This is a genomic window from Actinomadura sp. NPDC049382, assembly GCF_040677125.1.
Classification (GTDB): Bacteria; Actinomycetota; Actinomycetes; order Streptosporangiales; family Streptosporangiaceae; genus Spirillospora; species Spirillospora geliboluensis.
Map to the genome: position 1 here is coordinate 34,267 of NZ_JBFARO010000014.1, position 25,739 is coordinate 60,005.

The following is a 25,739-nucleotide window of genomic DNA, read 5'->3' on the forward strand; positions in this document are numbered from 1 at the left end:
CAAAGCCCTGCTCTGGGCCGCTCGTACCTCCTGATCGGCATGGCCGAGAGGCGAACGGTGTCACGTGCTCCCCCGGCGCGTCTCGGACGCGGGGCGGCTTGGCGGCCCTTAGGTCTCCTCGCCTGCGGGGGCCGGGCCGCGGGAGCCGGCCGGGTACTCCTGCAGGGGCACGCGGCCGCTGGACCAGGCGGACATGACGGGCGCGAGGACCCGCCACGCCTGCTCGGCTTCGTCGCCCCGGATGGACAGGGCCGCGTTTCCGTGCAGGACGTCCAGCAGCAGCCGGCCGTAGGCGGGCAGGTCGGACGGCTCCATCTGCGCGGTCATGGTGAGGGGCGTGAGGGTTCGCACTCCGGAGCCGATGCCGGTGAGGTCCAGGGTCACGTCCTCCGGGTCGAGCCCGAAGCGGAGCACGTTGGGGACGGCCTCCCCGAAGGGCAGGTGGGGGACGGGCCGGAAGAAGATCCTGACCTCCTTGCGGTCGGCTTCGAGCGCCTTGCCGCTGCGGAGCCGGAATCTGGTGCCCGACCAGCGCCAGCTTTCCAGGTGCAGTTCCACCTCGGCGAACGTCTCGGTGCGGCTGTGCGGGTCCACGCCGTCCTCGTCGATGTAGGCGGGGACGTCGCGGCCGTCGACGCGCCCGGCGGCGTAGCGGGCCCGGCGGGTGTGGCGCAGGACGTCCTCGTCGGTGAACGGGCGGATCGAGCGCAGCACGTCGATCTTGCGGTCGCGGAGGTCGCGCTCGCCGAGGCTGAGCGGCGGTTCCATGGCCACCAGGCACAGCACCTGGAACAGGTGGTTCTGCACCATGTCCTTGAGGGCCCCGACGCCGTCGTAGTAGCCCGCTCGGCCTTCCAGGGCGAGGGACTCGTCCCAGACGATCTCTATCTCGGAGATGTGCGCACTGTTCCAGATGGGTTCCAGCACGCGGTTGGCCAGGCGGCTGCCGAGCAGGTTCTGGACGGTGGTCATGGCCAGGAAGTGGTCGACGCGGAACACCGCCTGCTCGGGGACGACCTCGGCCAGCAGCCGGTTCAGCTCCCGGGCGCTGTCCAGGTCTTCGCCGAACGGTTTCTCCAGGACGATCCGGCTTCCCGGCGGCAGGTCGGCGCCGCGCAGGGCGGTGACGGTGCCGGGGAAAACCGCGGGGGGCAGGGCGAGGTAGAGGGCGACCGGGCCGTCGCCCGCGATGAGGGAGGCGAGGTCGGCGGGGTCGGTGGCGTCCGCCCGCCGGTACCGGGTGGTCGCGGCGACCCACCGCCGCGCGTCGGCGGGCGCGGAGGCCGCGTGCCGGTCGAGCTGCTCGGTCGCCCAGTCGCGGAACTCCTCGTCCGTCCGGCCCTTCCGGTCGGCGCAGATCAGCTGGAAGCCATCGTCGAGATGCCCGGCCGCGCGCAGGGCGGCCAGACCCGGAAGCAGGTAGCGGGCGTTGAGGTCTCCGGTGGCGCCGAAGACGACGAGTCGGTTGATCATGTTGTTCCGCCTGCCTTTGCTCGGGCGAGGGTGACGCCGCTGGCGATGACGCCGATGTGGCTGAACGCCTGGGGGAAGTTGCCCATGAACGTGCCCGTCGACGGGTCGATCTGCTCCGGTAGCAGTCCGAGCGGGCTGGCCCGGGCGCACAGCGAGTCGTACAGCCTCTCGGCTCGTTCGATGTGGCCTTGCAGGGCGAGGTTGTCGACCAGCCAGAAGCTGCACAGCAGGAACGCGCCCTCGTCTCCGGGCAGCCCGTCGGGCGACGTGTCGTGCAGGTAGCGGTAGAGCAGGCCGTCCCCGGCGGACAGGCGTTCGGCCACGGCCGCCGTGGTGGCCGCCATCCGCGGGTGCCGCGCCGGGACGACCTTCCGCAGCGGGAGTGCGAGCAGGCTGGCGTCGAGGCTCCCGCCGCCGCCGAGGTGCTCGCTGAGGCATTGCGCGTCCTCGTCCCAGGACTGCTCCAGGACGAGCTCGCGCACCTTGTCGGCCGCGGCGCGCCATGTGGTGATCGGTCCGGGCAGGCCGAGGCGCTCCCCGATGCCGGCGGCGCGGTCCAGGGCCACGTGGCACATCCCGGCGGAATAGGTGAAGACCCGGCCCTCGCTGCGCACCTCCCAGATGCCCTGGTCCGGCTCGCGCCACGCGGTCTCGGCGGTGCGGGCCAGTTCCGCCAGCTTGGACCACAGCGCCGGGTGGAGGTCGCCGCCGGTGCGCAGCCACTGGTCGGCGCAGTCCAGGACCTCGCCGTAGATGTCGTGCTGGCGCTGGTCGGCGGCGCCGTTGCCCCACCGCACGGGAGCCGAGCGCCGGTAGCCCTCCAGACCGGTGTCCTGGACCTCCTCGGGGACGGGGTCGCCGCGCAGGGTGTACATGATCCGCGGCTGCCGGCTGTTCTCGAAGGCGTCCAGGACCCAGCCGAGGAAGGCGTCCGCCTCGCCGCCGAACCCGACGCGGCGCAGCGCGAACACGGTGAAGGCCGCGTCCCTGATCCAGGCGTAGCGGTAGTCCCAGTTGCGCACTCCGCCGATCGGCGCGGGCAGCGAGGAGGTGGGCGCGGCCACCAGCGACCCGTTGACCCAGTCGTCGCACAGCTTCAGCGTGATCGCCGCGCGCCGCACGAGCGGTTCCTGGGGGCCGTCGTAGATGAAGTTCCGCATCCAGCGGCGCCATGCGGCCGCGGTGTCGCGCAGTACCGCCTCGGGTTCGAAACGGTGGTGGCGGTGGACGCGTCCCCAGGACAGCGTCGCGTCGAAGCGATCGCCTTGCCGCAGGTCGTGGACGGTGCTCAGGCCGTCCAGCGGGTGGTTGGACCGCAGATGCAGCCGCAGGTCCGGGCGCCCGGACGCCTGCACTTCCAGCCCGCTGGCCAGGGCCCGGGCCTGCGCGCCGCCGCGGGGCCGCAGTTCGACCCGCAGGCGAGCGGTCCCGTCGAGGACGACGGCGGAGCGGACGAGCTCCCCCCGGCTCGCGCCCGCGTCGTCGGACAGGTCCGCGCCCGCGCGCAGCACCAGCGCGTCCGTGATCCTGACCAGGCCGTCCGGGCCGCGCATCTCGGTCACCAGCACCGCGGTGTCCGGTTCGTAGTAGTGGCGGGCATCGCGCAGGTCCTCGACGGTGAGGGCGAAGTGGCCGCCGTTCTCGCCGTCCAGCAGGCCGCACAGCAGCGGTTCGCTGTCGAAGCGGGGCAGGCACAGCCACGGGATCGAACCGTCCAGGCCCACCAGGGCCGCCGTCGCGCCGTCCCCGACCAGGCCCAGGTCCTCCAGCGGCAGGTAGCCGTCCCGGCGGCGGACCGGCCGGAACGGCGGATCCGGATCGAGCATGGCGAACTCCTCCTCCGACTCGCGGTCCGCACCGCGCCCGTTCCATCCCGTCCGAGGGTCCATGCGCGGGTTGGACGAGTTTTTGCGGGCTCGCGGCCATCAGGGGACGGGCGTCACGTCGTTGACCGGGGAGCGGGCCGGCCGCCCGGTCAGGACCCGCACGGCCTCTTCGGCGGCGATGCGCCGCACCGCCCCGACGGCCTCCTCGGAGTAGTAGGCGGCGTGCGGTGTGACGATCACGTTGGGCAGGTCGAGGAGGGCGTTGCGCGGCCGCCAGTCGCGCTGCTTCGCGGGTTCCTCTTCGAGGTCGTCCAGCGCCGCGCCGGCGATCCAGCCCTCGGTGAGCGCCTGGAGGAGCGCCGCGTCCTCCACGATGGGCCCGCGCGCGGTGTTGACGAGGACGGCGCTCGGCTTCATCCTGCCGAGTGTCGCGCGATCGAAGGTGTGGTGCGTCCGCGGGGTGAGCGGCGACTGGACCACCAGGTAGTCGGCGCCTTCCACGAGGTCGTCGAAGGACACCGGCCGCACGTCGCGGGACCGCATCTCGGACTCGTCGAGGAACGGGTCGTGCGCCCAGACCTCGACGCCGAACGCCTGCGCCCGCTCGGCGATGAGGCGCGCGATGGCGCCGAACGACAGCAGGCCCAGGACCCGTCCCCGCAGCCGCCAGATCGGCTGCCCGGTCTTCCAGTGCCACTCCCCCTGCCGCGTCGCCCGGTCGTACTGGCAGACCTTGCGGGCGGCGGCGAGCCAGAGCGCGACGGCGTGGTCGGCGACCTCCTCGGCGCACCATTCGTTCGGCGCGTTCGTGACCTGGATGCCCCGCCGGGTCGCGGCGTCGACGTCGACGATGTCGACGCCGGTGCCGTAGCGGGCGATCACCCGGCAGCGGGTGAACGCGTCGACGGCGCGGGCCCCGACCCGCGCGTACTGGGTCAGGACGCCGTCGGCGTCCCGGCCCCGCTCGATCACCTCGTCCTCGCTCTTGCACTGCGCGGCGACGAGCCGGAACCCGGCGCCCTCGATGATCGCGCGTTCGATGTCCACGTCGCCGAAGTCGTAGTCGGCGATCAGGATCGTGCCCTGGCCGTCAGTGCGAGTCACGGGGAATCCCCTTGGTGTGTGCGATGTCCTGGTACGCCACGGCGAGCTCCATGCAGCCGCCGCCGTCCAACTGCCCGACCGTGGAGCGGTAGATCTCCTGCCACGGCGTCTGGTTCTCCAGCGCCGGCGGCGCGTACTCGGCCCACCGCGCGGCGATCTCCTCGTCGGACAGCAGGACGTCGACGCGCGCGCCGTCCAGGTCGACGCGGATCCGGTCGCCGGTGCGCAGGACGGCGAGGTTCCCGCCCGCCGCGGCCTCGGGGCTGGCGTTGAGGATGGACGGGGCGTCCGAGGTGCCGCTCTGCCGGCCGTCGCCGAGCGTGGGGAGCGCGATGACGCCCCGCCGCGCCAGCCCCGTGGGCAGTTCCATGTTGACGACCTCGGCCGAGCCCGGGTAGCCGATCGGCCCGGTGTAGCGGATGACGAGGACGCAGTGCTCGTCGATCTCCAGTCCGGGGTCCTCGATGCGGGCGTGGTAGTCCTCCGGCCCCTCGAAGACGACGGCGCGGAGGTCGAACGTCTGCGGGCGGCCGGGCGGCGGCAGGTAGCGGGCCCGGAACTCGTCGGTGATGACCGACGTCTTCATGACCGCGGACTCGAACAGGTTCCCGGTCATGACGAGGAGTCCGCCGCGCGGTGCGACGGGGTCGTCGACGGGGCGGATGACCGCCGGGTCGGCGGGCGGGGCGTCGGCCAGGTTCTCGGCGGCGGTCCGGCCGGAGACCGTCATGGCGTCGCCGTGCAGGTGCCCCGCCTCCAGCAGCGCCCGCATGACGGCGGGGACGCCGCCGGCCCGGTAGAAGTCCTCGCCGAGGTACTCCCCCGCCGGGGCGGTGTTCGCCAGCACCGGGACGTCGGCGCCGACCCGCTGCCAGTCCCGGTTGGACAGCTCCACCCCGGCGTGGCGCGCGATGGCGTTGATGTGGATGGGCACGTTGGTGGAGGCGGCGATGGCGGACGCGACGGCGATCGCGTTCTCGAACGCCGGCAAGGTCATGATCTTGCGCGGGGTGGCGTCCTCGCGCACCAGGGCCACCGCCCGGCGGCCCGTGTCGTAGGCCATCTGCGCCCGCTCGCGGTAGGGGGCCGGGATCGCGGCGCAGCCGGGCAGGGCCATTCCCAGCGCCTCGGCCAGGCTGTTCATCGACAGCGCGGTGCCCATCGTGTTGCAGTGCCCGATGCTGGGCGCGGACGCGCACACCCGCGACATGTACTCGTCGTAGTCGATCTCTCCGCTGGCCAGGAGGCGTTTCGACCGCCAGATCACCAGCCCGGAGCCCGTCCGCATGCCGGCGTGGTAGCCGTTCAGCATCGGCCCGCCGGACAGGACGATCGCCGGGAGGTTCACCGTCGCCGCCGCCATCAGGCACGCGGGGGTGGTCTTGTCGCAGCCCGTCGTCAGGACCACCCCGTCGAGCGGGTATCCGTACAGCACCTCGACCAGCCCGAGGTAGGCGAGGTTGCGGTCCAGCGCGGCGGTGGGGCGCTTGCCCGTCTCCTGCAGCGGATGGACGGGGAACTCCAGCGGGACGCCGCCGGCGTCCCGGATCCCGTCCCTGACCCGGTCGGCGAGGGCGAGGTGATGCCGGTTGCAGGGAACCAGGTCGTTGCCCGTCTGGGCGATGCCGATGATCGGCCGGCCCCCCTGCAGTTCCGCGGCGGTGAGGCCGTAGTTGAGGAAGCGCTCCAGGTACAGAGCGGTCATCTCGGGATTGCCCTCGTTGTCCCACCACTCCCGGCTGCGCAGCTCGGTCGCGGTGTCCTTCGTCGGCGGCATCCTTGCTCCTCTCGGGGCGTCAGATGACGGTCGCGGGCTGCTCCCGGGACAGCGGGTGCAGCCGCACCACGGTGGGGATCGACTCGCGTTCGAGTGCGGCGCAGAGCCGCGGAATCGCCTCGTCCTGGATGCGCCGCCGCAGTTCGGCGGGGTCCGCGGCCGAGCCGTAGGCGACCTTCAGCCGAAGCTCGGACCCCTTGGACGAGCTGATCAGCCGGGCCCGCACGGTGCGCACGCCCGGGTACTCGCCGATCTCGGCCTCCAACGCGCCGGTGATGGCTCCGGCCTCCACCCGCGTCCTGCTGGCCTCGGCGTCCGGCTCCAGCATGAAGCCCCGCGACCTGCCGGAACGGAGCTGCATGAGCAACCATGCCAGTCCCAGCAGTGCCAAGACGACGGCCGCCGCAGCCACGGCCGGCCAGAACCAGCTGTTCTCATCGGCGAAGCGGCGCGCCTCCGCGGTCAGCACCGGAGAGGAGGATCGTGCGTCGCCGAAGGCGCCCACGCCGCGTGCGAAGCCGGCGCCCCCGGCGGCGGCGAGCACAGTGCCGAGCAGGAGCAGGCCAGTGCGGTTGACGTGCGCGGGACGGCGGTCCATCACGCCTCCCTGTGCTTGATTCGCACCGCGACGGAGCGAGTGGGCAGCGGCCGAAGCCGGTCGAGCCGATCGCGCACGGCCTCGGTGACTCCCTCGTCCAGCCCCGCGGGCTCGCGCACGGGCGTCTCCGCGACGACCATGACCCGCCGGCGGCCCAGCCGGACCCGCTGGACACCCGACACCCCTGACGCCCCTTCGGCCGCAGTGGCGACGGCACGCTTGAGCCCGCGCCTGCTCACCCCCATCAGCAGGCTCGGATCCCGCCCGTGCAGCGGGACGATCCGGGACGCGCCCGGCAGCAGGGCGGCCAGCACGAAGCAGACGCCGATCAGTGCCAGGGCCGCGAAGATCGCGAGTACGTACCAGTCGTCCCAGTTCGCGGACCGCACCCACCCGTACGGGAAGATGTGCGCCGGGCGGTCCAGCGCTGCGGTGATGACCTCGATCGCGGTCAGCACGCCGGCCGCCGCCATCAACAGCGCGCCGGCAACGGCCGGCACCACCCGGCGGGAACGGAACGCGTGCCTGGCCGCGCGGTCGGCCTTGCGAGTCTCGGCCGCCCGCGGCTCCACGGCGGGCCGGGCACCGGCTTGCTCGGTCACAGCACGGTCCTTTCGCCCGCACCCGGGCGTGCGAACTCGGCCACATCGACGTCCACCTGCCGGACGGTCAGGCCGGTCAGCTCCGTCACCCGTTCGCGCACGCTCTCGCGCACCTGGCGGGCGACCGCGCGCACAGGCATCGGATAGGCCACCGACAGCGCCACCTTGGCCGTGACGATGTCCCCGTCCACCCGCACCTCGGTGCGAACGGAACGCCGCCCGGGCACCGGCACGCTGAGGACCGTCCGGCCGAGTCCGCCGGACGCTTCGACATCCTGCACGGACTTCGCGACGATGCGCGCGACGGCCCGGTCCCGGATCGTCGTCCTGCCTCGTTCGGTGTTCGTCATCGCGGCCGCCGTCCCGAGCCTCCTGAAGAGAAGATCTGTCTAAGGTCGAGGCTGCCCTCGATGACACGGCCGACCACGTAGCCGAGCGCGCCGAGGAACAGGACGAGGAAGAACGGGCCGGCGCCACCGAACGCTCCGGCGAACCCCAAGGCCACCCCGAAGGCCAGGCCGATCACGGGCCACGGCACTCTCACATCCATCCCGATCTCTCCCTCGGCTCCGCGGGACGCTCAACCGTCATCGGCCACGTCCCCGATCAGCACGTCCACCGTCCGCCGGCCGGCCAGCGGGCGCACCAGACGCCGGACGTCCTCGGCGATCTCGGCGAAGGGCCGTCCGTACCGGACGACCACCCCCACCTCGATCGCCGCCTTGCGCACTGCGACCCCCGTGAAAGGGGGTCCGGCACGGTAGGTCGCGATCCAACCGCGCGGACCGGCCGTCAGGGTCAGCACGTCCGGGCATTTCAGGGCCGTCTCACCGACCCGCTCCGCCAGTTCGGCGAGCGGCTCCCGGCTGCTGGGTGCCGAGTCTTCGCGGGTCGTCCCCGCGTCGGTTCTCTCGCCCGACACACCCTTGGGTCGCGTTCCCCGGGAGGCGTCCCCCTCGCCCCCCACTCCTTCTCCGGCCGGATCCCGTGCCTCGTCCGGAACGGACCAGAGTTGGTGGTGGGACGACTTCGCCCTGTCCGACCCGGCAATCATCGAACTCGGGGCTCCTCCGACCGCGTTTCCGAATCCTCGCCCTCCACATGGACATCGTCGACGGTGATGTTCACCTCGACGACCTCGAGACCGCACATGTGCTCGACCTCATTGACGACGTTGGTACGCACGGCGGCGGTCAAGTCGGGGATGGAAAGCCCGTACTCCACGACGAGGTCGATGTCGACGGCCGCCTGATGTTCGCCGACCTGCACGGCCACGCCCTGGGTGTCGTCGGCCGTCATGCCGGGCAGGCGCTCCCGCACCGATCCGAGCGTCCTGGACATGCCCGCGCCCATCTCGTGCACGCCGCCGACCTGCCTGGCGGCCATGGTGGCGATCTTCGCCACGACGGCGTCGGCGATCCTGGTACTGCCGCCGGAAGTGATGAGTTCACTCGACCCCCCGTCGGAGCCCCGCTTCCGCATCGTCCCGGTGGCGCCCTGCTCGGCGCCCCGCCTGTCGTCTTGGCTCACGATGCCCCCTAAATCCCGGCGTCGGCCTCTTGGACGGCTGACGTGCCAGTAATTCTCGCGGAGCGTCACTTAAAACCGGCACATGCATAAAGAGCAACCAAATGTCGATTTACCCTTTAATGCTCCAGCCGCGCCGGGAGATCTGGAGCGCAAGAACGGCCGGGCGCCGACCGAGTTCGCCGGCGACGCGGTGCGCGACGCGCTGGCCGCGGGTGCCGGTGGTCGTGACACGGGCTTCGCATCGACCACCTCAGGCGGCACCGAGACGACGGACCTCGGGGACCGCGACAAGTTGGCGACACGGTGTTGGTATGTTATCGACATGATGTCGACAAAAACGCGGGTGTGGGGCTGATGTTCCTCGCCGTTCGCGAGCTGCGGTTCGCCAAGGTCCGGTTCGGGCTGATGGGCGCCGTCGTCGCTTTGATCGCGGTCCTCATGGTCATGCTGTCCGGACTGTCGGTGGGGCTGGTCAGGGACGGGGTGTCCGGGCTGCAGAAGCTCCCGGTCACGTCCTTCGCGCTCGAACGCGGCGTCCAGCACGACTCCGCCTTCTCCCGGAGTGTGGTGGAGATGTCCGCCGTGGACGCCTGGCGGAGCCGGCCGGGCGTGGCGGAGGCAGCTCCCTACGGCAACACGCTCATCAACGCCAAGAGCGACCGGGGCGTGGACATCGACCTCGCGCTGTTCGGGGTGGCGCCGGAGTCGTTCCTCGCCCCCAAGGTGAGCGAGGGCTCGCGGCTCAACGGCGCGGACGGCATCGTCGTCAGCGGCACGGCCCTGGACGCCGGCCTGCGCCTCGGCGACACGATCACCGTCGACCGGCTCGGCACGAAGCTGCGCGTCATCGGCGCCTTGGAGGGGCAGCACACCTTCGGGCACGTCGACGTGGCGTACGTACCGCTGCCGACCTGGCAGCGGATCAAGGCCGGGGCGGCGCCGGGCGACGCGGTGCCCGCGCACGCCACCCGGGAGATCACCGCGGTGGCGGTGCGCGCCGAGCCCGGCGCCTCGGTCGATCTCACCGCGGGGGACGCGGCCGCCGGCACCGAGAGCCTCACCCTGGAGGAGTCCTACGGCGCCTCGCCCGGCTACACGGCCGAGACGTCCACGCTGCAGCTCATCCAGGGTTTCCTGTACGCCATCTCCGCCCTGGTCGTCGGGGCGTTCTTCGCCGTCTGGGCGATCCAGCGCAAGCACGAGGTCGCGGTGCTGCGCGCCATGGGCGCGTCCAGGAGCTGGTTGCTGCGCGACGCGCTCACCCAGGCGCTCATCCTGCTGCTGGCCGCCGTCGCGATCGGCGCGGGTATCGGCGTCGGCCTCGGCTCGCTCGTCACCGGCGGCGGGGCGCCGTTCGCCCTCAGCGCGCCCAGCATCACGACCGCCGCCGCCGGGCTGGTCCTGCTCGGGCTCGCCGGCGCCGGGGCCGCCGTCGCCCGGATCGCGTCCATCGACCCGGCCACCGCCCTTGGAGGAAACCGATGACCCACCAGCCCGCACCGGCCGCCGGGCCGCGCGAGGACGGCGCGACCGCGCCGGAGCGCCCGGGACTGGTCTTGGAGGGCGTCTGCCTCCGGCACGGCGACGGCGGTGAGACCGTCCAGGCTCTCGACAACGTCGACCTCTCGGTGCGCGCGGGAGAGCTGGCCGCCATCGTCGGCCCGTCCGGCGCCGGCAAATCGAGCCTGCTCGCGGTCGCCGGCGGACTCGCCCGCCCGGATCGGGGCACGGTCACGGTGGCGGGGCTCGACCTCACGGCCGCGGGCGCGCGGGCCAGGGCGAAGCTGCGGCGCGACCACATCGGATTCGTCTTCCAGGCCGGCAACCTGGTCCCGGCGCTGAGCGCCCTCGACCAGCTCCGGCTGCCGCTGCGGTTCCGGCCGCGCCGCGCGCGCTCCGGCCGCGACCCGCTCGCACTGCTGGAGGACGTGGGGATGGCGGACAAGGCCGGTCGGCACCCGCACCAGATGTCCGGCGGGGAGCGTCAGCGGGTCGGCATCGCCCGGGCCCTCGTGACCGAGCCGAGCGTGCTGCTCGTCGACGAGCCCACCGCCGCCCTGGACCGCGCGCGCAGCCACGAGATCGTCCGGCTGCTCGCCCGCGAGTCGCGGCAGCATGGCGTGGCGGCCGTCATGGTGACCCATGACCACGACGTCCTCGAACACTGTGACACGGTGTACGAGATGATCGACGGGCGCCTCACCGCACTCGCCTGACGCCCCGGCCGGGCCGTCCGGCGGGTACGGCGGGCCGGGGAAGGGGGCCGCGTGCCGAAGATCCAGGCGCCGACCGTGGCCGAGCATCGGGCCGCGCAGCGGGCGGCCCTGCTCGACGCCGCGCGCAGCCTGCTGTCCGAGGAGGCCGAGCGGGCCCCGAGCATGGCGGCGGTCGCCCGCCGGGCGGGGCTCGCCCGCTCCAGCGTCTACGCCTACTTCACGTCCCGGGACGATCTCCTCGACGCCCTCATCGTCGACACCTTCCCGCGCTGGTCCGCCTACGTCAGAGCGCGGATGGGAAAGGCCGGGACCCCCGGCGACCGGGTGCTGGCCTACGTCCACGCCAACCTCCGCCTGGTCGCCCGCGGGGACCACGCGCTGGCCCGCGCCCTCGCGGCCACCGGCCGCACCGACGCGCTGGCCAACTCCAGCCGGCTACTCCACGACGAACTCCAGACGCCGCTCCGCACGGCCCTGGCCGACCACGGCGCAGGCGACCCCGACCGGACCGCCGAACTCGTCCAGTCGATCGTCTACACCCTCAGCCGGATGATCGAGGACGGCCTGCCCGAACGCGCCGCCCGCCGCCTTGCCGACGAATTGCTCACGCCGTACCTGAACCCCGCCACACCACATCCGGCGTAACGACTCCCCTGTCGCCCTGGCGCAAAAGATCAGGTATTGGGACGCCGGGCGTCCGCCATGTTGGGCGGTGGCCGGATCTGTTCGGCGTCGCATGGTCCTGCTGGCGAGGCCGGTCGCCGGAGGGCGCTTCGTCCACTCCGTCACCGGCCTGCTCAGCGTTCCGGAGGTCGTCTGGTTCGTACTGGAGCACCCTGCTGTCCGGTCCCCGCCGGGGGCCGGACAGCGGCGGGGGCCGTCACCAGCCGACTTCGTCGCATCCTCTGTGGGACGCCGGCTCGACCTGGAGGGTGGCGTGGGCGATGCCGTGGCGCTCGCGCAGAAGGTCGCGGGCCTGGTCCAGGACCGCGTGGTTGTCGGCCTTCTCTTCGGTCACCAGGTGCGCGGTGGCCACGTGCATGCCCGACGTCAGCGTCCACAGGTGCAGGTCGTGGACGTTCCGGACACCGCCGATGGCGGCCAGTTCACCGGCCACGGCATCGACGTCCAGGCCCTCGGGGGCGTGCTGCCCGAGCACGGCCAGCACCTGCCGTCCCAGGGCGACCGCGCGCACGACCACGAAACCGGCGATCGCGATGGCGACGACGGTGTCGAAGAGCACCTGCCCGGTCGCGGCGACCAGGACGCCGGCCACGATCACTCCGACGGAACCGGCCGTGTCGGCCATCACCTCGAGATAGGCGCCCTTGACGTTCAGGCTCTCCGACGCCCCCGCACGCAGCATGACCAGCGCGACCAGGTTGATCACAAGACCGAGCGCCCCGACGACCAGCATCGGGCCGGACGACACCTCCGCGTCCTCGCCGATCCGGGACACGGCCTCGGCGCCGATGTAGACCGCCATGCCCAGCATCACCAGCACCGCGAACCCTGAGGCGAACACTTCGGCGCGATAGGACCCGTAGGTACGGCGGCCGGTGGCGTCCGGCCGTGTCGCCATCTTGGTCGCCACCAGCGCCGCGGTCAGCGTCACCACGTCCGCGGCCATGTGCCCCGCGTCCGACAGCAGTGCCAGGGACCCCGACAGCAGCCCGTAGACCAGCTCGACCACGAAGAACGAGCCGACCAGGGCGGCCGCCGCCCCCAGGCGCCACCGGTGGCGGCCCCCGGCGTGCCCGGCGGCCTGCCCGACGACTTGGCCATGCCCGTGCCCGTGTCCCGCGCCCATCGCATCTCCCCTCCGAGGCGTCGACCTCGTTCTGCTCAACGTTCGCCAGGGACAGACCGAAGACCTCGGATGCGCGGCCGTCCAGTCAACACCTGCTCATCTGAAGATATGATCATACATAGGTCCGCAGCGGCGGTCTGCACGGTGTAGTGGCGTTCGACGCAGACCCCGTTGTCGGTGTGGGGACGGCGACATGGCCAGGCCCCCCTCTCCCCCGGCCCCCGGCTCTCGACAGCGGAACTGGCTCCCACGGCCCCGTCATCGCCAAGATTGACCAGGGCGGCGACGCCCACCAACGCCCTCGCTCTCGAACGTCAGGTAGTGCACCGCTGTGTGACCACCCGGCCCGCACCCCGCGCCGCCTGCCCGATCATCCGCGGCTTCACCGCTGCCTCCCTCGAAGGCACCCGCCGCATCTACCGCGACAGCACCCTCCTGGAGCCCCTCGGCAAGAGGGGTGTGCCGTAGTCAGGAGGCAACGGCACTGGTCTGCGTCAGGACTTGCTGAGGTGGGCGCGGAGTAGGGCGGCACCGGACTCGGTGAGCCAGTCGCTCAGGGTGCGCAGGCCGGGGTGGATGACGCGCAGTGTCTCGATGTCGGCGTGCCAGCGGTGACCGGCCTGCCAGTTCCTTCGTGTCTCGGCGATCTGCGGGTTGAGCGCGGCGGCCTGGCCGTCCGTGAGCTGCTCGTACCGGATCGGAATGCCGGTGGCCTCGGTGATCGCGACGGCGGCCTCGACCGGGGTCGGTTCGTCTCCGGCCAGTTCCAGGGTCCGGCCGGCGAACCGGGCCGGGTCGGCGAACGCGAGCACGGCGAACTCGGCGACGTCTTCCAGCGCGATGATCTGCATGGGCTCGTGCGGCGGGAAGACGTGCCGGTGTACGCCGTGGGAGATGCCGTCGAGGCCGGTCACCATGACGCCGAGATAGTTGGTCATGAACCGGACCGGACGCAGAATGGTGGGCCGCGCGATGTGGTCGCGCAGGTAGTCCTCGATCAGCAGCTTCCCCTCCCTGCCCCGTGTCGCACCCGATGTGGAGGCGACGGTGCTGAACACGACCTGCTCGACACCCGCTGCGGCCGCGGCGTCGATCAGGGCCCGGCCGCGGGTCGCCTCGAGTTCTGTTTCGGGTCCGGCCGGGCCGAAGGCCACGGGTGGTATGCCGAACACGGCGGTGACGCCGTCGAGTGCGGGCGGCAGGCTCGCCGGGTCGTCGAAGTCACCGGGGACGAGCTGGGCGCCCAAGGCGGCCAGCTCGCGAGCGGCGGGCGCGGTCAGGTCGCGCACCAGGGCGCGGACCGGTCGTCCTGTGGTGAGGAGGCGCCGGGCGGTGGCGCCGCCCTGCTTGCCGGTGGCGCCGGTGACGAGGATCGGGGAATCGGGGTCGGCCGGTGTCGCGGTGGTCATGGGGCCCTTTCCAGAAATGGCGGGGGATGCTGAGATGATCCGGAATGCTCCACCCGCTTCTGCGCCGCAGACAAGGATTTCGTGACATGACGGCATCACCAGGGGCGGCCCATGCCGGGCGCGCCGATGCGCGCCGCAACCGGGAGATCGTGCTGCGCACGGCGTTGCGCGTGTTCGCCGAGGAGGGGATGCAGGTCTCACTCGGCCGGATCGCACAGCGCGCCGGGGTCGGCGCCGGGACCGTCTACCGGCACTTCCCGAGCAAGGAGATCCTGGTCGAGGCGGTGCTCGCCGAACACGTCGAGGTCTTGGTGGCCGCCGCCGACCGGTGGGCCGCCCGTACCGCCCCCGGAGACGCGCTGTTCGGATTCGTACTCGAGGTGATCGAGACCTCGGCGGGCCGCCAGCACGTCTGCGACGCGCTCACAACTGACGAAGGCTGGCCGCACGCCATGCTGGCCGGGGCGAGGCAGCGGTTCTTCGAGGCGCTGGAGCGCCTGGTACACGACGCCAAACACGCCGGTGCGATACGCACCGATGTTCAAACCGAGGACATCTCTGCACTGACCATCGGTGGTGCCGCGGTGCGTTCGGCACATCGGGACAAGGCACGCGGCACGCAACTGGTGCGGCTACTGCTGGACGGCTTACGCCCCCGAGCCGTCACGAAAGACGAAACGTTCCGTGACTCGTTCTCTTCGCGACACGAAACCGCCGACCTCAAATACTGCATGGAATGCGGCGCGCGGCTGCGTGTCCGCGCCACCGGGCGGCCGCCTCGCTACTGCGGTCCGGCCTGCCGCCAGCGCGCTCACCGGCGCCGCCGCCCCGCATGACCCACGGGCACGAACCGGGTACGGACCGGAGAGCGGTGGTTCAGAGGTGGTGGCGCAGGACGAGGTCGGCCGGGAAGGGGTCCAGGTAGGTCTGTTCGGCCAGGTAGGCGAGTTCTTCGCCTTCGGCGTGGTGGCGCAGCAGCGCCACCGGGACGCTGAGCGGGGCTTCGCCCTGGCGGTAGGACTCGACGGCGGCCACGATGTCTTGCCGCCTGGCCTGGTTCAGGTGCTCGCTCAGCGGGCCCAGGACGTGCAGGAGCGCGTTGGCGTTGCGGCCGCGCTTCGGACGGATGGCGAGAGCGGCGGCAAAGGCATGGCGGTACTCCGATTCCAGATCGTCGCGGTCGCCGGTGCCCGCCCGTGCCACGATCCGTCCCATACTCCGGTAGGCGGACGGGTCGTGCGCGAGAATCTGGAGCTTGTGCCTGGTGTGGAAGGCGACCAGGTCCCGCGGACGCCAGTCGTGCTCGAAGAACTCGCGGAGCCGCGCCTGGGCGAAGACGCGCTCGATGAAGTGCTCGCGCAGGATGGGGTCGTTGAGCCGTCCGTCCTCTTCGGCGGGCAGGTCGGGGAGCGCGCTCATGACGCGGTCGGAGAACAGGCCGCGGCCGCGGCGGTCCACCGGCTGCCCGTCGGTGCGTTCGCCGGGCCTGCCGGACGCGTAGCGCGGCAGGTTCATCAGCCCGCAGCTGGGCGAGCGGGATTTGAACACGTAGCCGTCGACGTCCGCGAGGTCGGAGAGCCGGTCGTCCGCCAGCGCCGTGATCGCCCCTGTGTGATCGGCGGAACCGTCCTTGGTGACGAGATGCCCGTCGGAGAGCAGGCGCAGGGTGGGCCGGGGCGCGCCGAGGCCGATCTCCATCTCCGGGCAGACCGGGACCCAGTCGACATGGTGCGCGAGAGGGCCGGTGAGGAACCGGTCGCGGCTGTGGCCGCCGTTGTAGCGGACCGGCGCGCCGAGCAGGCAGCTGGACACCGCGAGCCGCGGACGCGGGTGCCCCGCCTCGGCGGCGGGTCCGGGCGGCGGCATGGGCGGGGTCATGCACACACCCGTGCCCTGGGACAAACCGCTTCAAAACTTGCGGCTCCAGCACGTCGTCCGCCTCGGCCAGCGCCGCCGCCAGCGCGTGCACCGGCAGCCCTGCGGCCGATCCCCTCCAGGACCGGGCCGGCGCCGGTCGGGGTGACGTCGTCTCCGGCTACGGCAAAATCCGGTCACCGTGCGTTGTGCGCGCCAGACCCTGGGTAGGCAGCGTCCGACCGAGGGGGGAGAATGACCAACGGCGGTGATGCGTCGGCCATGCCCGAACGCGGGCAGGGCGCGGACCGCCGGAAGTTGTGCCTGGTGACGGGAGCCAGCGGCTACATCGGGGGGCGGCTGGTCCCCGAACTGCTGGACGCCGGTCACCGGGTGCGGTGCATGGCCCGTTCGGCGCGGCGACTGCGCGATCATCCCTGGGCCGGACGAGTGGAGATCGTGGAGGCCGACGCCACCGATCCGGAGGCGACCCGGCGCGCGCTGGACGGTGTCGACGTCGCCTACTACCTGATCCATGCGATCGGCGGCGCGGGCGGCTTCGCCGAGAACGACCGCCGGGCGGCGCGCACGTTCGCCGGGGCGGCGCGGGACGCGGGGGCGGGACGGCTGGTCTACCTCGGCGGCATGGATCCGAAGGAGAGACCGTCGCCGCATCTGCGGTCCCGTGCCGAGGTCGGCAAGATCATGCTCGACAGCGGGGTGCCCGCGGTGTGGCTGCGCGCCGCGGTGATCATCGGCTCGGGGTCGGCGTCGTTCGAGATGCTCCGCTACCTCACCGAGCGGCTCCCGGTGATGGTCACGCCGCGGTGGGTGCATACGCGGATCCAGCCGATCGCCATCCGGGACGTCCTGCACTACCTGGTGGCGGCCGCCGACCTGCCCGCCGACGTGAACCGCGGCTTCGACATCGGCGGGCCGGACGTGCTCACCTACGCCGGCATGATGCGCCGGTACGCCGCAGTGGCCGGGCTCAACCGGCGCGTCATCATCCCGGTCCCGCTGCTGAGCCCGTCCCTGTCGAGCCTGTGGGTGGGAGCCATCACCCCGGTTCCCGGCGGGCTCGCGCGCCCGCTGGTGGAGTCGCTGCGCAACGAGGTCGTGTGCACCGAGAACGACATCAGCCGGTACGTTCCTCCACCGCCGGACGGGCCGACCGGCTTCGACCGTTCGGTCGAGCTGGCACTGCGCCGGGTCCGCGATGCCGAGGTCGCCACGCGCTGGTCGTCGGCCAGCACCCCCGGCGCCCCGAGCGACCCGCTGCCGACGGACCCGGACTGGGCCGGCGGCAGCCTCTACACGGACGAACGATCGTGCCGGGCGGACGCTCCACCGGAGCGGCTGTGGGACGTCATCGAAGGGATCGGCGGAGAACGCGGCTGGTACTCCTTCCCGATCGCCTGGCGGGCGCGCGGCGTCCTCGACCGGCTGGTGGGCGGCGTCGGGCTGCGGCGCGGACGCCGGGACCCGCACCGGCTGCGCATCGGGGAGACGGTGGACTTCTGGCGCGTCGAGGAGATCGAGACGGGCCGGCTGCTGCGGTTGCGGGCCGAGATGCGGCTGCCCGGCCTGGCCTGGCTCGAACTGAGGGTGAGCGCGGAGGACGGCCGCAGCGTGCTGGAGCAGCGGGCGCTGTTCCATCCGCGCGGGCTGGCCGGCCACGCCTACTGGTGGGTGTTCCGGCCCTTCCACGACCGCGTCTTCGGCGGCATGTGCCGCGGCATCACCCGCGCCGCCGAGAACGCCCGCACGGTCTGAGCCGACGGCTGCGGAGGCGGGGGCGGTCAGTGGTCGGCGGCGGCTGCGGGGGGTGGGCCGGTTCCGGTTGGCGGGCGGCGGTGCAGGATCGAGACGGTTCCGTCCGGCTGTCCCGTTCCCTCCTGGCGGCCGGTCGTCTGCGGGCCGATCGCTCTGAGGTGCTGGACACCCTCGGCGGCCTCGGCTCCCCGCCGCTGGTCGGTGATGAACTGGTCGATGCTCCGGCGGGCCCGTTCGGCTTCCGTGCGGGCGGCGTCCCGTTCGGCGATCAGCATGCTCACCTTGCCCTGCAGTTCGCCGGCGAGCCGGGCCTGCTGGGCGGCCTCCGCCTGCTGTTCGGCCAGCGCGGTCCTGGTCTGGTCGAGGCGCTCGTGGGCGGAGCGGGTGCTCTCCAGCGCCCGGTCGCGCTGGAGCAGGGCGTCCTTGATCTGGTCGCGGGCGTCGCGGGCCTGCTGCTCGGCCTTGACGCGCGCGGTGTGCTCGGCCTGCGCCTCCGCGCGTGCCCGGCTCGCGTCCTGGAGGGCGGCGGCGCGCTCGGCCGTGATCTCGTCCGCGCGGAGGCGCTGCTGCCGCAGTTCGGCGGCCATCGTCGCGGCCTGGTCGCGGACGGCCTTCTCCGCGGCCTGCGCGGTGACGAGAGCGGCGCGCAGGTGCTTGGCCTCCTCCAGGCTCGACTGGAGCGAGCCGGTCAACTCGGTGACCTGGTCCGCCAGCTGCGCCCGGTCGCGGCGGGTCGCGGCCAGCGCGGCGTTGGTCTCCTCGGCGGTGCGGGCGAGTTGCCGGAGGTCGCCGCCGGCCCGTTCGTAGCGGGCGGTCAGCTCGTCGAGGCGGCCGTGCAGTTCGGCGTTCTGCGCCTCGGCGTCCTCCGCCCGCCGCCGCTGCGCGTCGGCGGCGCCGAGCGCCTCCCTGGCCTGGGACCGCGCCGTCTCGGTCGCCCGGTGGGCCTCCGCCTCGACCGCCGAGGTCTCGGCGCGGACCTGCGCGATCCGTGCCTCGACACCGGCGACCGTGAGCTCGCCGTCGAGCGCGGTGGCGAGCCGGGCCGCCGCGTCCTCCAGCCGTTCGACCAGGTCCCGGGTGACGGCCACCTTCCCGGTGAGTCCGGGGGCGCCGATCTCCCGGGCGCGCTGCTCCGCGGCGGCGGTCTCGCACGCCGACGGACCGGCGCCGCCGGAGCAGAAGCGCCGCGGGGGCCCGCCCGGCGCCTGGGGAACCGGCCGGCGGCAGAACCCGCACGGCCTCGCGGCGGACGCGTTCTGACGGTCCTCGGCGCCCCTGGCATCGACGTCGGGGCCTCCCGAGCTGGTTTCGATGACGACCTCCGGGCAACGGTCAACGAGCGCGTCGCGCCACGCCGAGAACAGAGAAACTTCTCCGGGCCCCCGGCTTCGGCGGGCGGTCTCCGGAGAATGCGGAATGGCGATGACGGTAGGCGCAAGCCCCTTAGAATCGCGTCAGCGTCCGCTTAACATCTGCTTAAGAGATGCCGCCCGCGAGGCTGTGACGAGGGCTGACGCGCCTAGCGGCCGTAACCCCGCCGTCCGCGTCGGACGTTTTGTGCGGGTGCAATGCCATCGGGACGGTTTATGGTTGGCGCGTGGTCAGTGTTTTGATGGTCGAAGACGACGAGCATGTGCGGAGAGCGCTCGTCCGGGAACTTTCCGCGCTCGGGCATTCCGTGCGGAGCGCGGGCCGGGCGCTGGACGCTCTGCGCGAGGTGACGTCCCATCCGCCCGAGGTGGTGGTGCTCGATCTCGGGCTCCCCGACCTGGACGGCGGCGAGGCGTTGAAGATGCTGCGGGCCGTCTCCGACGTGCCCGTCGTGGTGGCCACCGCCCGGGACGGCGAGCGGGAGATCATCCGGCTGCTCCAGTCGGGCGCCGACGACTACGTGGTCAAGCCCTTCTCCGCGGAGCACCTGCACGCGCGGCTGCTGGCGGTGCTGCGGCGGATGCGGACGCAGCCGCGCCGCGAGGCGCTGGTCGTCGGAGCGCTCCGGATCGACGTCGAGCGGCGCCAGGCCGTGCTGAACGGGGTGCCCCTGCAGTTGTCGCGGCGCGAGTTCGACCTGCTGGCCTTCCTGGCGGAGAACGCCGGCCGGGTGGTGCGGCGCCGTGACCTGCTGTCGGAGGTGTGGCAGCAGCCGTACGGGGACGACCAGACCATCGACGTGCACGTGTCGTGGCTGCGCCGCAAGCTCGGCGAGAGCGCGGCCTCGCCCCGGTACCTGCACACGGTGCGCGGTGTCGGGCTGATGCTCAGCGAACCCGCGGGAGTGGGCGTCGACTGACCGCGCGCGGCCTGGCGTCCGCGCGTGTCAGAACTCGCTCACCTGGACGATCGGGGGGTGGCCGTTCCAGACCGCGATCACGGTCGAGCCGTGCGTCCCGTCGGTCAGGTCCACCCGGATCCAGGTGGACGTCCGCCACACCTTCGTCTGGAACCCGGCCTTGGGAGTGGCCGAGACGAGGCGTGCCGTCTTGGCGTTCAGCGCGTAGACGACACGTCCCGACTTCACCACATAGGTCCGCGTTCTCTCCGCCGGCGACGCGGCGGGAGAAGAAGGGCGCACCGCCTGCTTTGACGGAGTGGGAGAGGGAGTGGACCGATCGCGCGTAGGAGGGACGACGGACGGCCCGGTATCGGATGCCGCGGGCGGAAGGGCGGGCGGCCGACCGGTCTCGACCGGAATTCCGGCGGCGAGATCGGGAGACTCCACGACCGTGCCGCGCAGGGCGTCCCCCACACCGGCCCAGCTGATCGCCATGCCCGTCGCGGTGACGGCGACCCAGACCGCAATGAAGCGAATCGGAACCCGCATACGTCGCATCGCTATTTATCAGCTCTCTATCAGACCAGTGCAATTAAAAGGGACACCGGCCGCCGGTGACGTGATGGTACAGAACAGGACGGGGTGGGGATGAGAGGGGCGCTGGCGCGGATCGCCACGGCCGTGACGGCGATGGTCGCTGTCGTTCGTGGTGCCGCTGGGCCTGCTGAACGGCCAGATGGCCCGCGACCGGGCCCTGAGCACGGCGGTGCGGCAGGCCGAGTCCCTCGTCCCGGCGCTGATGGTCACGACCGATCCGGCGGCGCTGAACGAGGCCGTCGGGTCGACCGCGGCCGGCGCCGCGGGGTCGATGGCCCTGCACCTGCCCACCGGGCCGCCGATCGGGGTCCCCCGCGCGACCGCCGACGACCTGCGCAGGGCCCGTGCGCAGCAGCGCTCCTTCGCCACCTCCGCGCGGGAGGGGACCATCGTGGTGCGCCCGGTCACGCTGGGCCCCGGCCGGCACGCGGTGATCGAGGTGTTCGTCCCGGACGCGGAGTTCGGCCGGGGCGTGCTGAAGTCCTGGCTGATCCTGGTGCTCGTGGCGCTGGCGCTGGTCCTGGTGTCGGTGGCCATGGCGGACCGGCTCGCCGTCCGCGTGGTCGAGGTCGCCGACCGGCTCGCGCAGGCGGTCACCCGGGTCGCCGGCGGCGACCTGACGACGCGGGTCGAACCCGCCGGCCCCGCCGAGCTGAGCGCGGCGGGCGAGGCGTTCAACCACATGGCCGACCAGCTCGCGCGGCTGCTGGCCGCCGAGCGCGAGGCCGCCGCCGACCTGTCGCACCGGCTCCGCACGCCCCTGACCGCGCTGCGGCTGAACCTCAGCGGCCTCGCCGCCAACCCCGCGGACCCGGTGCGGATGGCCCAGAGCCAGGACGCCCTCGGACGGCTGGAGCAGGCCGTCGACGAGATCATCGACGCCGCGCGGCGGCAGGACCGCGTCCCCGCGCGGTGCGACGCGGCGCAGGTCGTCCGGCAGCGGCTCGACTTCTGGTCGGCGCTGGCCGGCGACCAGGACCGCGCGCTCGACGTGCTCGTCCCGGACGACCCGGTGCCGGTCCCGGTGGCCGCCGCCGACCTCGCCGCGGCGGTCGACGCCCTGCTGGGCAACATCTTCCGGCACACCCCGCACGGCACCGCCTTCTCCGTCACCGTCCACCGCGGCCGGAACGCCGCCGGCCTGCTGTTCGGGGACGCGGGGCCGGGCATCGCCGAACCGGAGGCGGCGCTGCGGCGCGGGGCCAGCGGGGCGGGCTCCACCGGCCTCGGCCTGGACATCGCGCGCCGGCTCGCCGAGACGACCGGCGGTTCGCTGCGGATCGGCACCTCTCCCCTGGGCGGGGCGCAGATCCAGGTGTGGCTGCGCACGGCCGAGAAGTCCGCGCCCCGCCGTTCGGGACGGTCGAGAAAGCATCGGGCCGGCCACCGCCGCTAGCCGGCCGGACACTGAAAAAAGGAACACGCCCGTCCTCGCAACAAGCAATATATCCCCCACGGCGCCACGGAATTCGAGTCACTCGGGAAAGTAGCCCCCTAAGCCCGATTTCCGCAAGTCCGAACGACACGGACGACCATTTGCGCGGCGACGTTATATTTCGCTGATGCGTCGCTTAAGAATGCCTGAAGAGGAGTTATGGACTGCCATTCGCGGCGGTAGCGTCTGCCCCCATCGAACAACACTTTCCGATGGGAGCCCGATGAAGACCTGCGCCGCGACCCTCCGTCGCGCCTCGACCGCCGCCGGAGTGACCGCCGTGCCCGTGCAGATCATCCCCGACGGCCGGCTGTGCAGTGCGGGCGTCCCCGCCTTCCGCGGGCTGGACCTCCCCCGGGCCGACTGGCCCGCCACGGAACTGGCGGCGGGCACCGCCCGCACGCTCCGCTACAAGGTGACGGCACCCCACCGGGGAACGTTCCAGCTCTACGTCACGAAGGACGGCTACGATCCCCGCAAGCCGCTCACCTGGGCGGACTTGGAGAGCAAGCCGTTCCTGACCAAGAGCGACCCGGCGGTCGCCGACGGAACCTACCTGCTGCCGGGCCGGCTGCCCGCCGGGAAGAAGGGCCGCCATCTCATCTACGCCATCTGGCAGCGCAGCGACAGCCCGGAGGCGTTCTACTCCTGCTCCGACGTCGTCTTCGGCGGCAAGGGCACCGCGGCCGCCCCCGGCGCCTCCACCCGCTCCAAGCCCGCGACCGGCTCCGCCTCCGGGACCCCCTCGACGCGCCCGTCCGACCCCGCCGCGAAGCTCGGGGCCGACAAGCCGGCTTCCGCCCCGGCCGGCGCACCCGCCGTCCACGACCACCATCGGGCAACCCCGGCCACCACCGTGAAGTCCGCACCGGCGGCGGAGAACTCGTCCGATGGGGACGGGAGCGTCCCCGGCATCGCCATGATCACCGGAACGATCGGGCTCACTCTGGGCGGAGCCGCGGGTCTCCTGCTCACCGGACGCCGCTTCTGGCGCCGCGACTACCGATAAGAGGGGCGCGGCGGGGGCTCGCGCACCACCCACGCGACGAACCCGCCGCCCGACCCGGACGTTCGGCGCCGTCAGGTGAGTGCGTCGCGCAGGGCGGAGGCGGCCAGTTCTCGTGCGCGGGCGGCGGCGGGGAGGGCGTGGTCGAGTCCGTAGAAGCCGTGGAAGGTTCCGGGGAATCGATGCGCCCGCACGGGCACTCCGGCCTCCGACAGCCGTGCGGCGTACGCTTCTCCCTCGTCGCGCAGCGGGTCGCATTCGGCGGTGATGACGCAGGCCGGCGGCAGCCCGGACAGGTCGGCGGCGCGGAGCGGGGACGCGCGGTGGTGCAGGCCGTGCGAGGGGTGGGGCAGGTACTGCTGCCAGTACCAGCGCATGGCCGCCGCGGTGAGGAAGCCTCCCTCCGCGTGCTGCCGGTAGGACGCGGTGTCCTGTGCCGCGTCGGTCACCGGATAGATCAGGAGCTGGAAGGCGATCGGCGGGCCGGCGGCGTCGCGGGCGTCCAGGCAGGTCACCGCGGCCAGTGCCCCGCCCGCGCTGTCCCCCGCCACCGCCAGCCGCTCCGGGTCGCCGCCGAACGCGGCCGCGTGCGCGCGGGCCCACGTCACGGCGGTGCGGGCGTCGTCGGCCGCGGCGGGGAAGCGGTGCTCGGGCGCGAGGCGGTAGTCGACGGAGATCACGATCGCGCCGGTGTCGGCGGCCAGCGCCCGGCACGGCCGGTCGTGGGTGTCCAGCCCGCACAGGGTGAAGCCCCCGCCGTGGAAGAAGACCACGACGGGAGCGGGCGCCGGTGCGTGCGGCCAGTAGATCCGGACGGGCAGCCGATGGGGGCCGGGCAGCAGGAGGTCCTCCGTCGCGGCGACCGGGAGGGGGTCCAGGTCCGGCCGCGGGGCGGCCGCCAGGATCCGCCGGGCCTGCGCCGCGTCGGTCACCCGGGTGCCGAGCTCGGGGAATCCGGCCGTCATCGCGGCCGCGATGACGGCCGCGCGGGGGTCGAGGGCCACGGCGTCCTCAGCCGCCCGCGTTCGCCATCATGACGACCTCGCCGGCGGTCCAGCCGCCGTCCACGGCCAGTTCGGCGCCGGTGACGTACCGGGCGGCGTCGGAGATCAGGAAGGACACCGCCTCGCCGATCTCCCGGGGTTCGCCCACCCGGCCGAGCGCGGCGAGCGGGAAGTTGCCCTCGCCGAGCTCGGCGCCGTGCTCGGCGGTCATCGGCGTGTACGTCATCCCCGGATGCACCGAGTTGACGCGGATCCGGTAGCGGCCCAGCTCGACCGCCGCGATCTTGGTCAGGCCGCGCACGCCCCACTTGGACGCCCCGTAGCCCGAGGTCAGCGGGAGCGCGGTCAGCCCGGCGGCCGAGGAGATGTTGACGATGGAGCCGCCGCCGGCCGCCCTCATCGGCTCGATGACCGCCTTCAGGCCGAGGAACACCCCGGTCAGGTTGATCCTGACGACCCGCTCGAAGTACTCCAGGGTCTCGTTCTCCAGCAGGGAGTTGGAGGCTATCCCGGCGTTGTTGACCAGGCCGTCGATCCGGTCGTAATTGTCCAGGGCGGCGTCGGTGACGGCCCGCCAGCCGTCCGGATCGGTCACGTCGTGCCGGACGAACAGGCCGCCGATCTCCGCGGCGGTCGCGGCGCCCGCGTCCTCCAGCAGGTCCGTCACGACGAGCCGCGCGCCGTCCGCGGCCATGCGCGCGGCGGCCGCCGCGCCGAGGCCGCGGGCGCCGCCCGTGACGATCACGACCTTGTCCTTGAGCTGCGACTCGCGGGAGTCGGGCACCCGGGCCTCCTTGTGTCGAAGGGGATCGATCATGGTTACGCTGGGCTCATGGTGAGCTCCCCCGAACCGCCCGCCGCCCGGCTGCCCGCCACCGCGTGGGCGGTGCTCGGCATCCTGTCGTTCGGCGCGGAGCTGACCGGCTACGAAGTGCGCAAATGGGTCGGGCACATCCTCCGGTTCTTCTACTGGAGCCCGGCCATGAGCCAGATCTATACCGAGCTCAAGCGGCTGGAAACCCTCCGGTACGCCGCGTCGCGGACGGTCACCGCCGAGGACGGCCGGTCCCGCCGCCTCTACCGGATCACCGAGGAGGGGCGCGAGGCCCTCGGGGGCTGGGCAGCGGGCGCTCCGGTCGAGCCGCCGGTGCTCAAGCACGGGCCGATGCTGCGGGTCTGGCTGGGGCATCTGGCGACGGCGGGCCGGCTGCGGCACATCGTGACCGAGCACCGGGACGCCGCGCAGCGGCTGGCCGCCGAGGCGGAGAGCTCCCGGGAGACCGCCGCGGGTGATCCCGCCTGGGCGTATCCGGAGCTGGTGGCGCGCTGGGCGACCCGCTACCACGGCATGGAGCGCGACCTGGCGGAGCAGATGCTGGCCGACCTGGACGCCCTCGCCGCGTCCGGGCGCACGGCGGGCCCCGGGCCGCGCTGACCCGCGCGCACCCGG

General features: G+C 72.8%; 28 protein-coding genes. 11 read left to right on the forward strand and 17 right to left on the reverse strand.

The window, feature by feature from the left end; all coding sequences use genetic code 11:
- Positions 1–108: 108 nt before the first annotated feature.
- From AB0K34_RS12030 to AB0K34_RS12075, 10 genes are all read right to left on the reverse strand, one after another.
- Positions 109–1,473 carry a glucose-6-phosphate dehydrogenase gene (locus AB0K34_RS12030; RefSeq protein WP_138637998.1) on the reverse strand — a complete coding sequence of 455 codons (1,365 nt, stop codon included), beginning with the start codon at positions 1,471–1,473 and terminating at the stop codon, positions 109–111.
- Positions 1,470–3,299, reverse strand: a complete 1,830-nt coding sequence (locus AB0K34_RS12035; RefSeq protein WP_138637997.1) for a glycoside hydrolase family 15 protein — start codon at positions 3,297–3,299, stop codon at positions 1,470–1,472. Before AB0K34_RS12035 ends, AB0K34_RS12030 begins: the two co-directional genes overlap by 4 nt.
- A 99-nt stretch (positions 3,300–3,398) precedes the next feature.
- Positions 3,399–4,403: a C-terminal binding protein gene (locus tag AB0K34_RS12040; RefSeq protein ID WP_138637996.1), complete on the reverse strand. Its 1,005-nt coding sequence runs from the start codon at positions 4,401–4,403 to the stop codon at positions 3,399–3,401.
- Positions 4,390–6,180, reverse strand: a complete 1,791-nt coding sequence (locus AB0K34_RS12045) for an IlvD/Edd family dehydratase (RefSeq protein WP_364547777.1) — start codon at positions 6,178–6,180, stop codon at positions 4,390–4,392. Before AB0K34_RS12045 ends, AB0K34_RS12040 begins: the two co-directional genes overlap by 14 nt.
- A 19-nt stretch (positions 6,181–6,199) precedes the next feature.
- Positions 6,200–6,778 (reverse strand): alkaline shock response membrane anchor protein AmaP, encoded by a 579-nt coding sequence (locus AB0K34_RS12050; protein ID WP_138637994.1) that lies wholly within the window; start codon positions 6,776–6,778, stop codon positions 6,200–6,202.
- Positions 6,778–7,380: a DUF6286 domain-containing protein gene (locus tag AB0K34_RS12055; protein WP_138637993.1), complete on the reverse strand. Its 603-nt coding sequence runs from the start codon at positions 7,378–7,380 to the stop codon at positions 6,778–6,780. Before AB0K34_RS12055 ends, AB0K34_RS12050 begins: the two co-directional genes overlap by 1 nt.
- Positions 7,377–7,730 (reverse strand): Asp23/Gls24 family envelope stress response protein, encoded by a 354-nt coding sequence (locus tag AB0K34_RS12060; RefSeq protein WP_138637992.1) that lies wholly within the window; start codon positions 7,728–7,730, stop codon positions 7,377–7,379. The genes AB0K34_RS12055 and AB0K34_RS12060 overlap by 4 nt, the downstream gene beginning before the upstream one ends.
- Positions 7,727–7,930, reverse strand: a complete 204-nt coding sequence (locus AB0K34_RS12065) for a hypothetical protein (RefSeq protein WP_138637991.1) — start codon at positions 7,928–7,930, stop codon at positions 7,727–7,729. The genes AB0K34_RS12060 and AB0K34_RS12065 overlap by 4 nt, the downstream gene beginning before the upstream one ends.
- Positions 7,931–7,960: 30 nt before the next feature.
- The gene (locus AB0K34_RS12070; RefSeq protein ID WP_138637990.1) at positions 7,961–8,302 is read right to left on the reverse strand and encodes an Asp23/Gls24 family envelope stress response protein; all 342 of its coding nucleotides are present in this window, start codon (positions 8,300–8,302) and stop codon (positions 7,961–7,963) included.
- A 128-nt stretch (positions 8,303–8,430) separates the two neighbouring features.
- Positions 8,431–8,862: an Asp23/Gls24 family envelope stress response protein gene (locus AB0K34_RS12075; protein WP_138638002.1), complete on the reverse strand. Its 432-nt coding sequence runs from the start codon at positions 8,860–8,862 to the stop codon at positions 8,431–8,433.
- Between the two features lie 130 nt (positions 8,863–8,992).
- Between AB0K34_RS12075 and AB0K34_RS12080 the strand changes: the two genes are divergently transcribed.
- Genes AB0K34_RS12080 through AB0K34_RS12095 form a run of 4 tightly spaced genes read left to right on the forward strand, consistent with a single transcriptional unit; the run spans position 8,993 to position 11,771 of the window.
- Positions 8,993–9,265, forward strand: coding sequence for a hypothetical protein (locus tag AB0K34_RS12080; protein WP_138637989.1), 273 nt, complete (start codon positions 8,993–8,995; stop codon positions 9,263–9,265).
- Positions 9,265–10,395, forward strand: a complete 1,131-nt coding sequence (locus tag AB0K34_RS12085; protein ID WP_138637988.1) for an FtsX-like permease family protein — start codon at positions 9,265–9,267, stop codon at positions 10,393–10,395. The genes AB0K34_RS12080 and AB0K34_RS12085 overlap by 1 nt, the downstream gene beginning before the upstream one ends.
- On the forward strand, positions 10,392–11,126 hold the full coding sequence (locus AB0K34_RS12090) for an ABC transporter ATP-binding protein (protein WP_138637987.1): 735 nt from the start codon (positions 10,392–10,394) through the stop codon (positions 11,124–11,126). The genes AB0K34_RS12085 and AB0K34_RS12090 overlap by 4 nt, the downstream gene beginning before the upstream one ends.
- A gap of 51 nt (positions 11,127–11,177) precedes the next feature.
- Positions 11,178–11,771: a TetR/AcrR family transcriptional regulator gene (locus AB0K34_RS12095; protein WP_138637986.1), complete on the forward strand. Its 594-nt coding sequence runs from the start codon at positions 11,178–11,180 to the stop codon at positions 11,769–11,771.
- 235 nt (positions 11,772–12,006) lie between these two features.
- Here the strand turns inward: AB0K34_RS12095 and AB0K34_RS12100 are convergent, their stop codons facing one another.
- Entirely contained in the window at positions 12,007–12,936 is a 930-nt protein-coding gene (locus AB0K34_RS12100; RefSeq protein ID WP_138637985.1) for a cation diffusion facilitator family transporter, read from the reverse strand.
- 333 nt (positions 12,937–13,269) lie between these two features.
- On the opposite strand from AB0K34_RS12100, the gene AB0K34_RS12105 reads away from it, so the two are divergent.
- The gene (locus AB0K34_RS12105) at positions 13,270–13,404 is read left to right on the forward strand and encodes a hypothetical protein (protein ID WP_274704628.1); all 135 of its coding nucleotides are present in this window, start codon (positions 13,270–13,272) and stop codon (positions 13,402–13,404) included.
- Between the two features lie 26 nt (positions 13,405–13,430).
- Here the strand turns inward: AB0K34_RS12105 and AB0K34_RS12110 are convergent, their stop codons facing one another.
- Complete coding sequence (locus tag AB0K34_RS12110) at positions 13,431–14,345, reverse strand: NmrA/HSCARG family protein (RefSeq protein ID WP_138637984.1); 915 nt, start codon at positions 14,343–14,345, stop codon at positions 13,431–13,433.
- A gap of 86 nt (positions 14,346–14,431) precedes the next feature.
- Between AB0K34_RS12110 and AB0K34_RS12115 the strand changes: the two genes are divergently transcribed.
- Positions 14,432–15,181 carry a TetR/AcrR family transcriptional regulator gene (locus AB0K34_RS12115; protein WP_138637983.1) on the forward strand — a complete coding sequence of 250 codons (750 nt, stop codon included), beginning with the start codon at positions 14,432–14,434 and terminating at the stop codon, positions 15,179–15,181.
- A 40-nt stretch (positions 15,182–15,221) separates the two neighbouring features.
- On the opposite strand, the gene AB0K34_RS12120 is transcribed toward AB0K34_RS12115, so the two are convergent.
- A complete protein-coding gene (locus AB0K34_RS12120; RefSeq protein WP_240807899.1) occupies positions 15,222–16,223 on the reverse strand; it encodes a DUF523 and DUF1722 domain-containing protein in 1,002 nt (333 codons plus the stop codon).
- A gap of 258 nt (positions 16,224–16,481) precedes the next feature.
- On the opposite strand from AB0K34_RS12120, the gene AB0K34_RS12125 reads away from it, so the two are divergent.
- Complete coding sequence (locus AB0K34_RS12125) at positions 16,482–17,975, forward strand: SDR family oxidoreductase (protein ID WP_138638000.1); 1,494 nt, start codon at positions 16,482–16,484, stop codon at positions 17,973–17,975.
- Positions 17,976–18,001: 26 nt separating this feature from the next.
- Here AB0K34_RS12125 and AB0K34_RS12130 read toward each other — a convergent pair whose 3' ends face one another.
- On the reverse strand, positions 18,002–19,063 hold the full coding sequence (locus AB0K34_RS12130; RefSeq protein ID WP_301174548.1) for a hypothetical protein: 1,062 nt from the start codon (positions 19,061–19,063) through the stop codon (positions 18,002–18,004).
- 509 nt (positions 19,064–19,572) lie between these two features.
- On the opposite strand from AB0K34_RS12130, the gene AB0K34_RS12135 reads away from it, so the two are divergent.
- Entirely contained in the window at positions 19,573–20,265 is a 693-nt protein-coding gene (locus AB0K34_RS12135; RefSeq protein ID WP_205719515.1) for a response regulator transcription factor, read from the forward strand.
- A 27-nt stretch (positions 20,266–20,292) separates the two neighbouring features.
- Here the strand turns inward: AB0K34_RS12135 and AB0K34_RS12140 are convergent, their stop codons facing one another.
- Positions 20,293–20,493 (reverse strand): hypothetical protein, encoded by a 201-nt coding sequence (locus tag AB0K34_RS12140; protein ID WP_138639843.1) that lies wholly within the window; start codon positions 20,491–20,493, stop codon positions 20,293–20,295.
- Positions 20,494–20,953: 460 nt separating this feature from the next.
- Between AB0K34_RS12140 and AB0K34_RS12145 the strand changes: the two genes are divergently transcribed.
- Positions 20,954–22,240: a HAMP domain-containing sensor histidine kinase gene (locus AB0K34_RS12145; protein WP_364547789.1), complete on the forward strand. Its 1,287-nt coding sequence runs from the start codon at positions 20,954–20,956 to the stop codon at positions 22,238–22,240.
- Between the two features lie 262 nt (positions 22,241–22,502).
- Positions 22,503–23,288 (forward strand): lytic polysaccharide monooxygenase, encoded by a 786-nt coding sequence (locus tag AB0K34_RS12150; RefSeq protein WP_364547792.1) that lies wholly within the window; start codon positions 22,503–22,505, stop codon positions 23,286–23,288.
- Positions 23,289–23,359: 71 nt separating this feature from the next.
- Here AB0K34_RS12150 and AB0K34_RS12155 read toward each other — a convergent pair whose 3' ends face one another.
- Positions 23,360–24,289, reverse strand: coding sequence for an alpha/beta hydrolase (locus tag AB0K34_RS12155; protein ID WP_364547795.1), 930 nt, complete (start codon positions 24,287–24,289; stop codon positions 23,360–23,362).
- A gap of 7 nt (positions 24,290–24,296) precedes the next feature.
- Entirely contained in the window at positions 24,297–25,073 is a 777-nt protein-coding gene (locus tag AB0K34_RS12160; RefSeq protein WP_240808323.1) for a glucose 1-dehydrogenase, read from the reverse strand.
- 48 nt (positions 25,074–25,121) lie between these two features.
- On the opposite strand from AB0K34_RS12160, the gene AB0K34_RS12165 reads away from it, so the two are divergent.
- A complete protein-coding gene (locus AB0K34_RS12165; RefSeq protein WP_138639847.1) occupies positions 25,122–25,724 on the forward strand; it encodes a PadR family transcriptional regulator in 603 nt (200 codons plus the stop codon).
- Positions 25,725–25,739: the final 15 nt, after the last annotated feature.

What these genes read in the sequence shown, in the direction of transcription:
- AB0K34_RS12030 (WP_138637998.1), bottom strand. Translation starts at nt 1,473, where the DNA reads ATGATCAACCGACTCGTCGTCTTCGGCGCCACCGGAGACCTCAACGCC.
- AB0K34_RS12110 (WP_138637984.1), bottom strand. Translation starts at nt 14,345, where the DNA reads ATGACCACCGCGACACCGGCCGACCCCGATTCCCCGATCCTCGTCACC.
- AB0K34_RS12165 (WP_138639847.1), top strand. Translation starts at nt 25,122, where the DNA reads ATGGTGAGCTCCCCCGAACCGCCCGCCGCCCGGCTGCCCGCCACCGCG.
- AB0K34_RS12035 (WP_138637997.1), bottom strand. Translation starts at nt 3,299, where the DNA reads ATGCTCGATCCGGATCCGCCGTTCCGGCCGGTCCGCCGCCGGGACGGC.
- AB0K34_RS12080 (WP_138637989.1), top strand. Translation starts at nt 8,993, where the DNA reads ATGCATAAAGAGCAACCAAATGTCGATTTACCCTTTAATGCTCCAGCC.
- AB0K34_RS12115 (WP_138637983.1), top strand. Translation starts at nt 14,432, where the DNA reads ATGACGGCATCACCAGGGGCGGCCCATGCCGGGCGCGCCGATGCGCGC.
- AB0K34_RS12100 (WP_138637985.1), bottom strand. Translation starts at nt 12,936, where the DNA reads ATGGGCGCGGGACACGGGCACGGGCATGGCCAAGTCGTCGGGCAGGCC.
- AB0K34_RS12075 (WP_138638002.1), bottom strand. Translation starts at nt 8,862, where the DNA reads ATGCGGAAGCGGGGCTCCGACGGGGGGTCGAGTGAACTCATCACTTCC.
- AB0K34_RS12065 (WP_138637991.1), bottom strand. Translation starts at nt 7,930, where the DNA reads ATGGATGTGAGAGTGCCGTGGCCCGTGATCGGCCTGGCCTTCGGGGTG.
- AB0K34_RS12060 (WP_138637992.1), bottom strand. Translation starts at nt 7,730, where the DNA reads ATGACGAACACCGAACGAGGCAGGACGACGATCCGGGACCGGGCCGTC.
- AB0K34_RS12050 (WP_138637994.1), bottom strand. Translation starts at nt 6,778, where the DNA reads ATGGACCGCCGTCCCGCGCACGTCAACCGCACTGGCCTGCTCCTGCTC.
- AB0K34_RS12150 (WP_364547792.1), top strand. Translation starts at nt 22,503, where the DNA reads ATGAAGACCTGCGCCGCGACCCTCCGTCGCGCCTCGACCGCCGCCGGA.
- AB0K34_RS12120 (WP_240807899.1), bottom strand. Translation starts at nt 16,223, where the DNA reads ATGACCCCGCCCATGCCGCCGCCCGGACCCGCCGCCGAGGCGGGGCAC.
- AB0K34_RS12125 (WP_138638000.1), top strand. Translation starts at nt 16,482, where the DNA reads ATGCCCGAACGCGGGCAGGGCGCGGACCGCCGGAAGTTGTGCCTGGTG.
- AB0K34_RS12090 (WP_138637987.1), top strand. Translation starts at nt 10,392, where the DNA reads ATGACCCACCAGCCCGCACCGGCCGCCGGGCCGCGCGAGGACGGCGCG.
- AB0K34_RS12085 (WP_138637988.1), top strand. Translation starts at nt 9,265, where the DNA reads ATGTTCCTCGCCGTTCGCGAGCTGCGGTTCGCCAAGGTCCGGTTCGGG.
- AB0K34_RS12045 (WP_364547777.1), bottom strand. Translation starts at nt 6,180, where the DNA reads ATGCCGCCGACGAAGGACACCGCGACCGAGCTGCGCAGCCGGGAGTGG.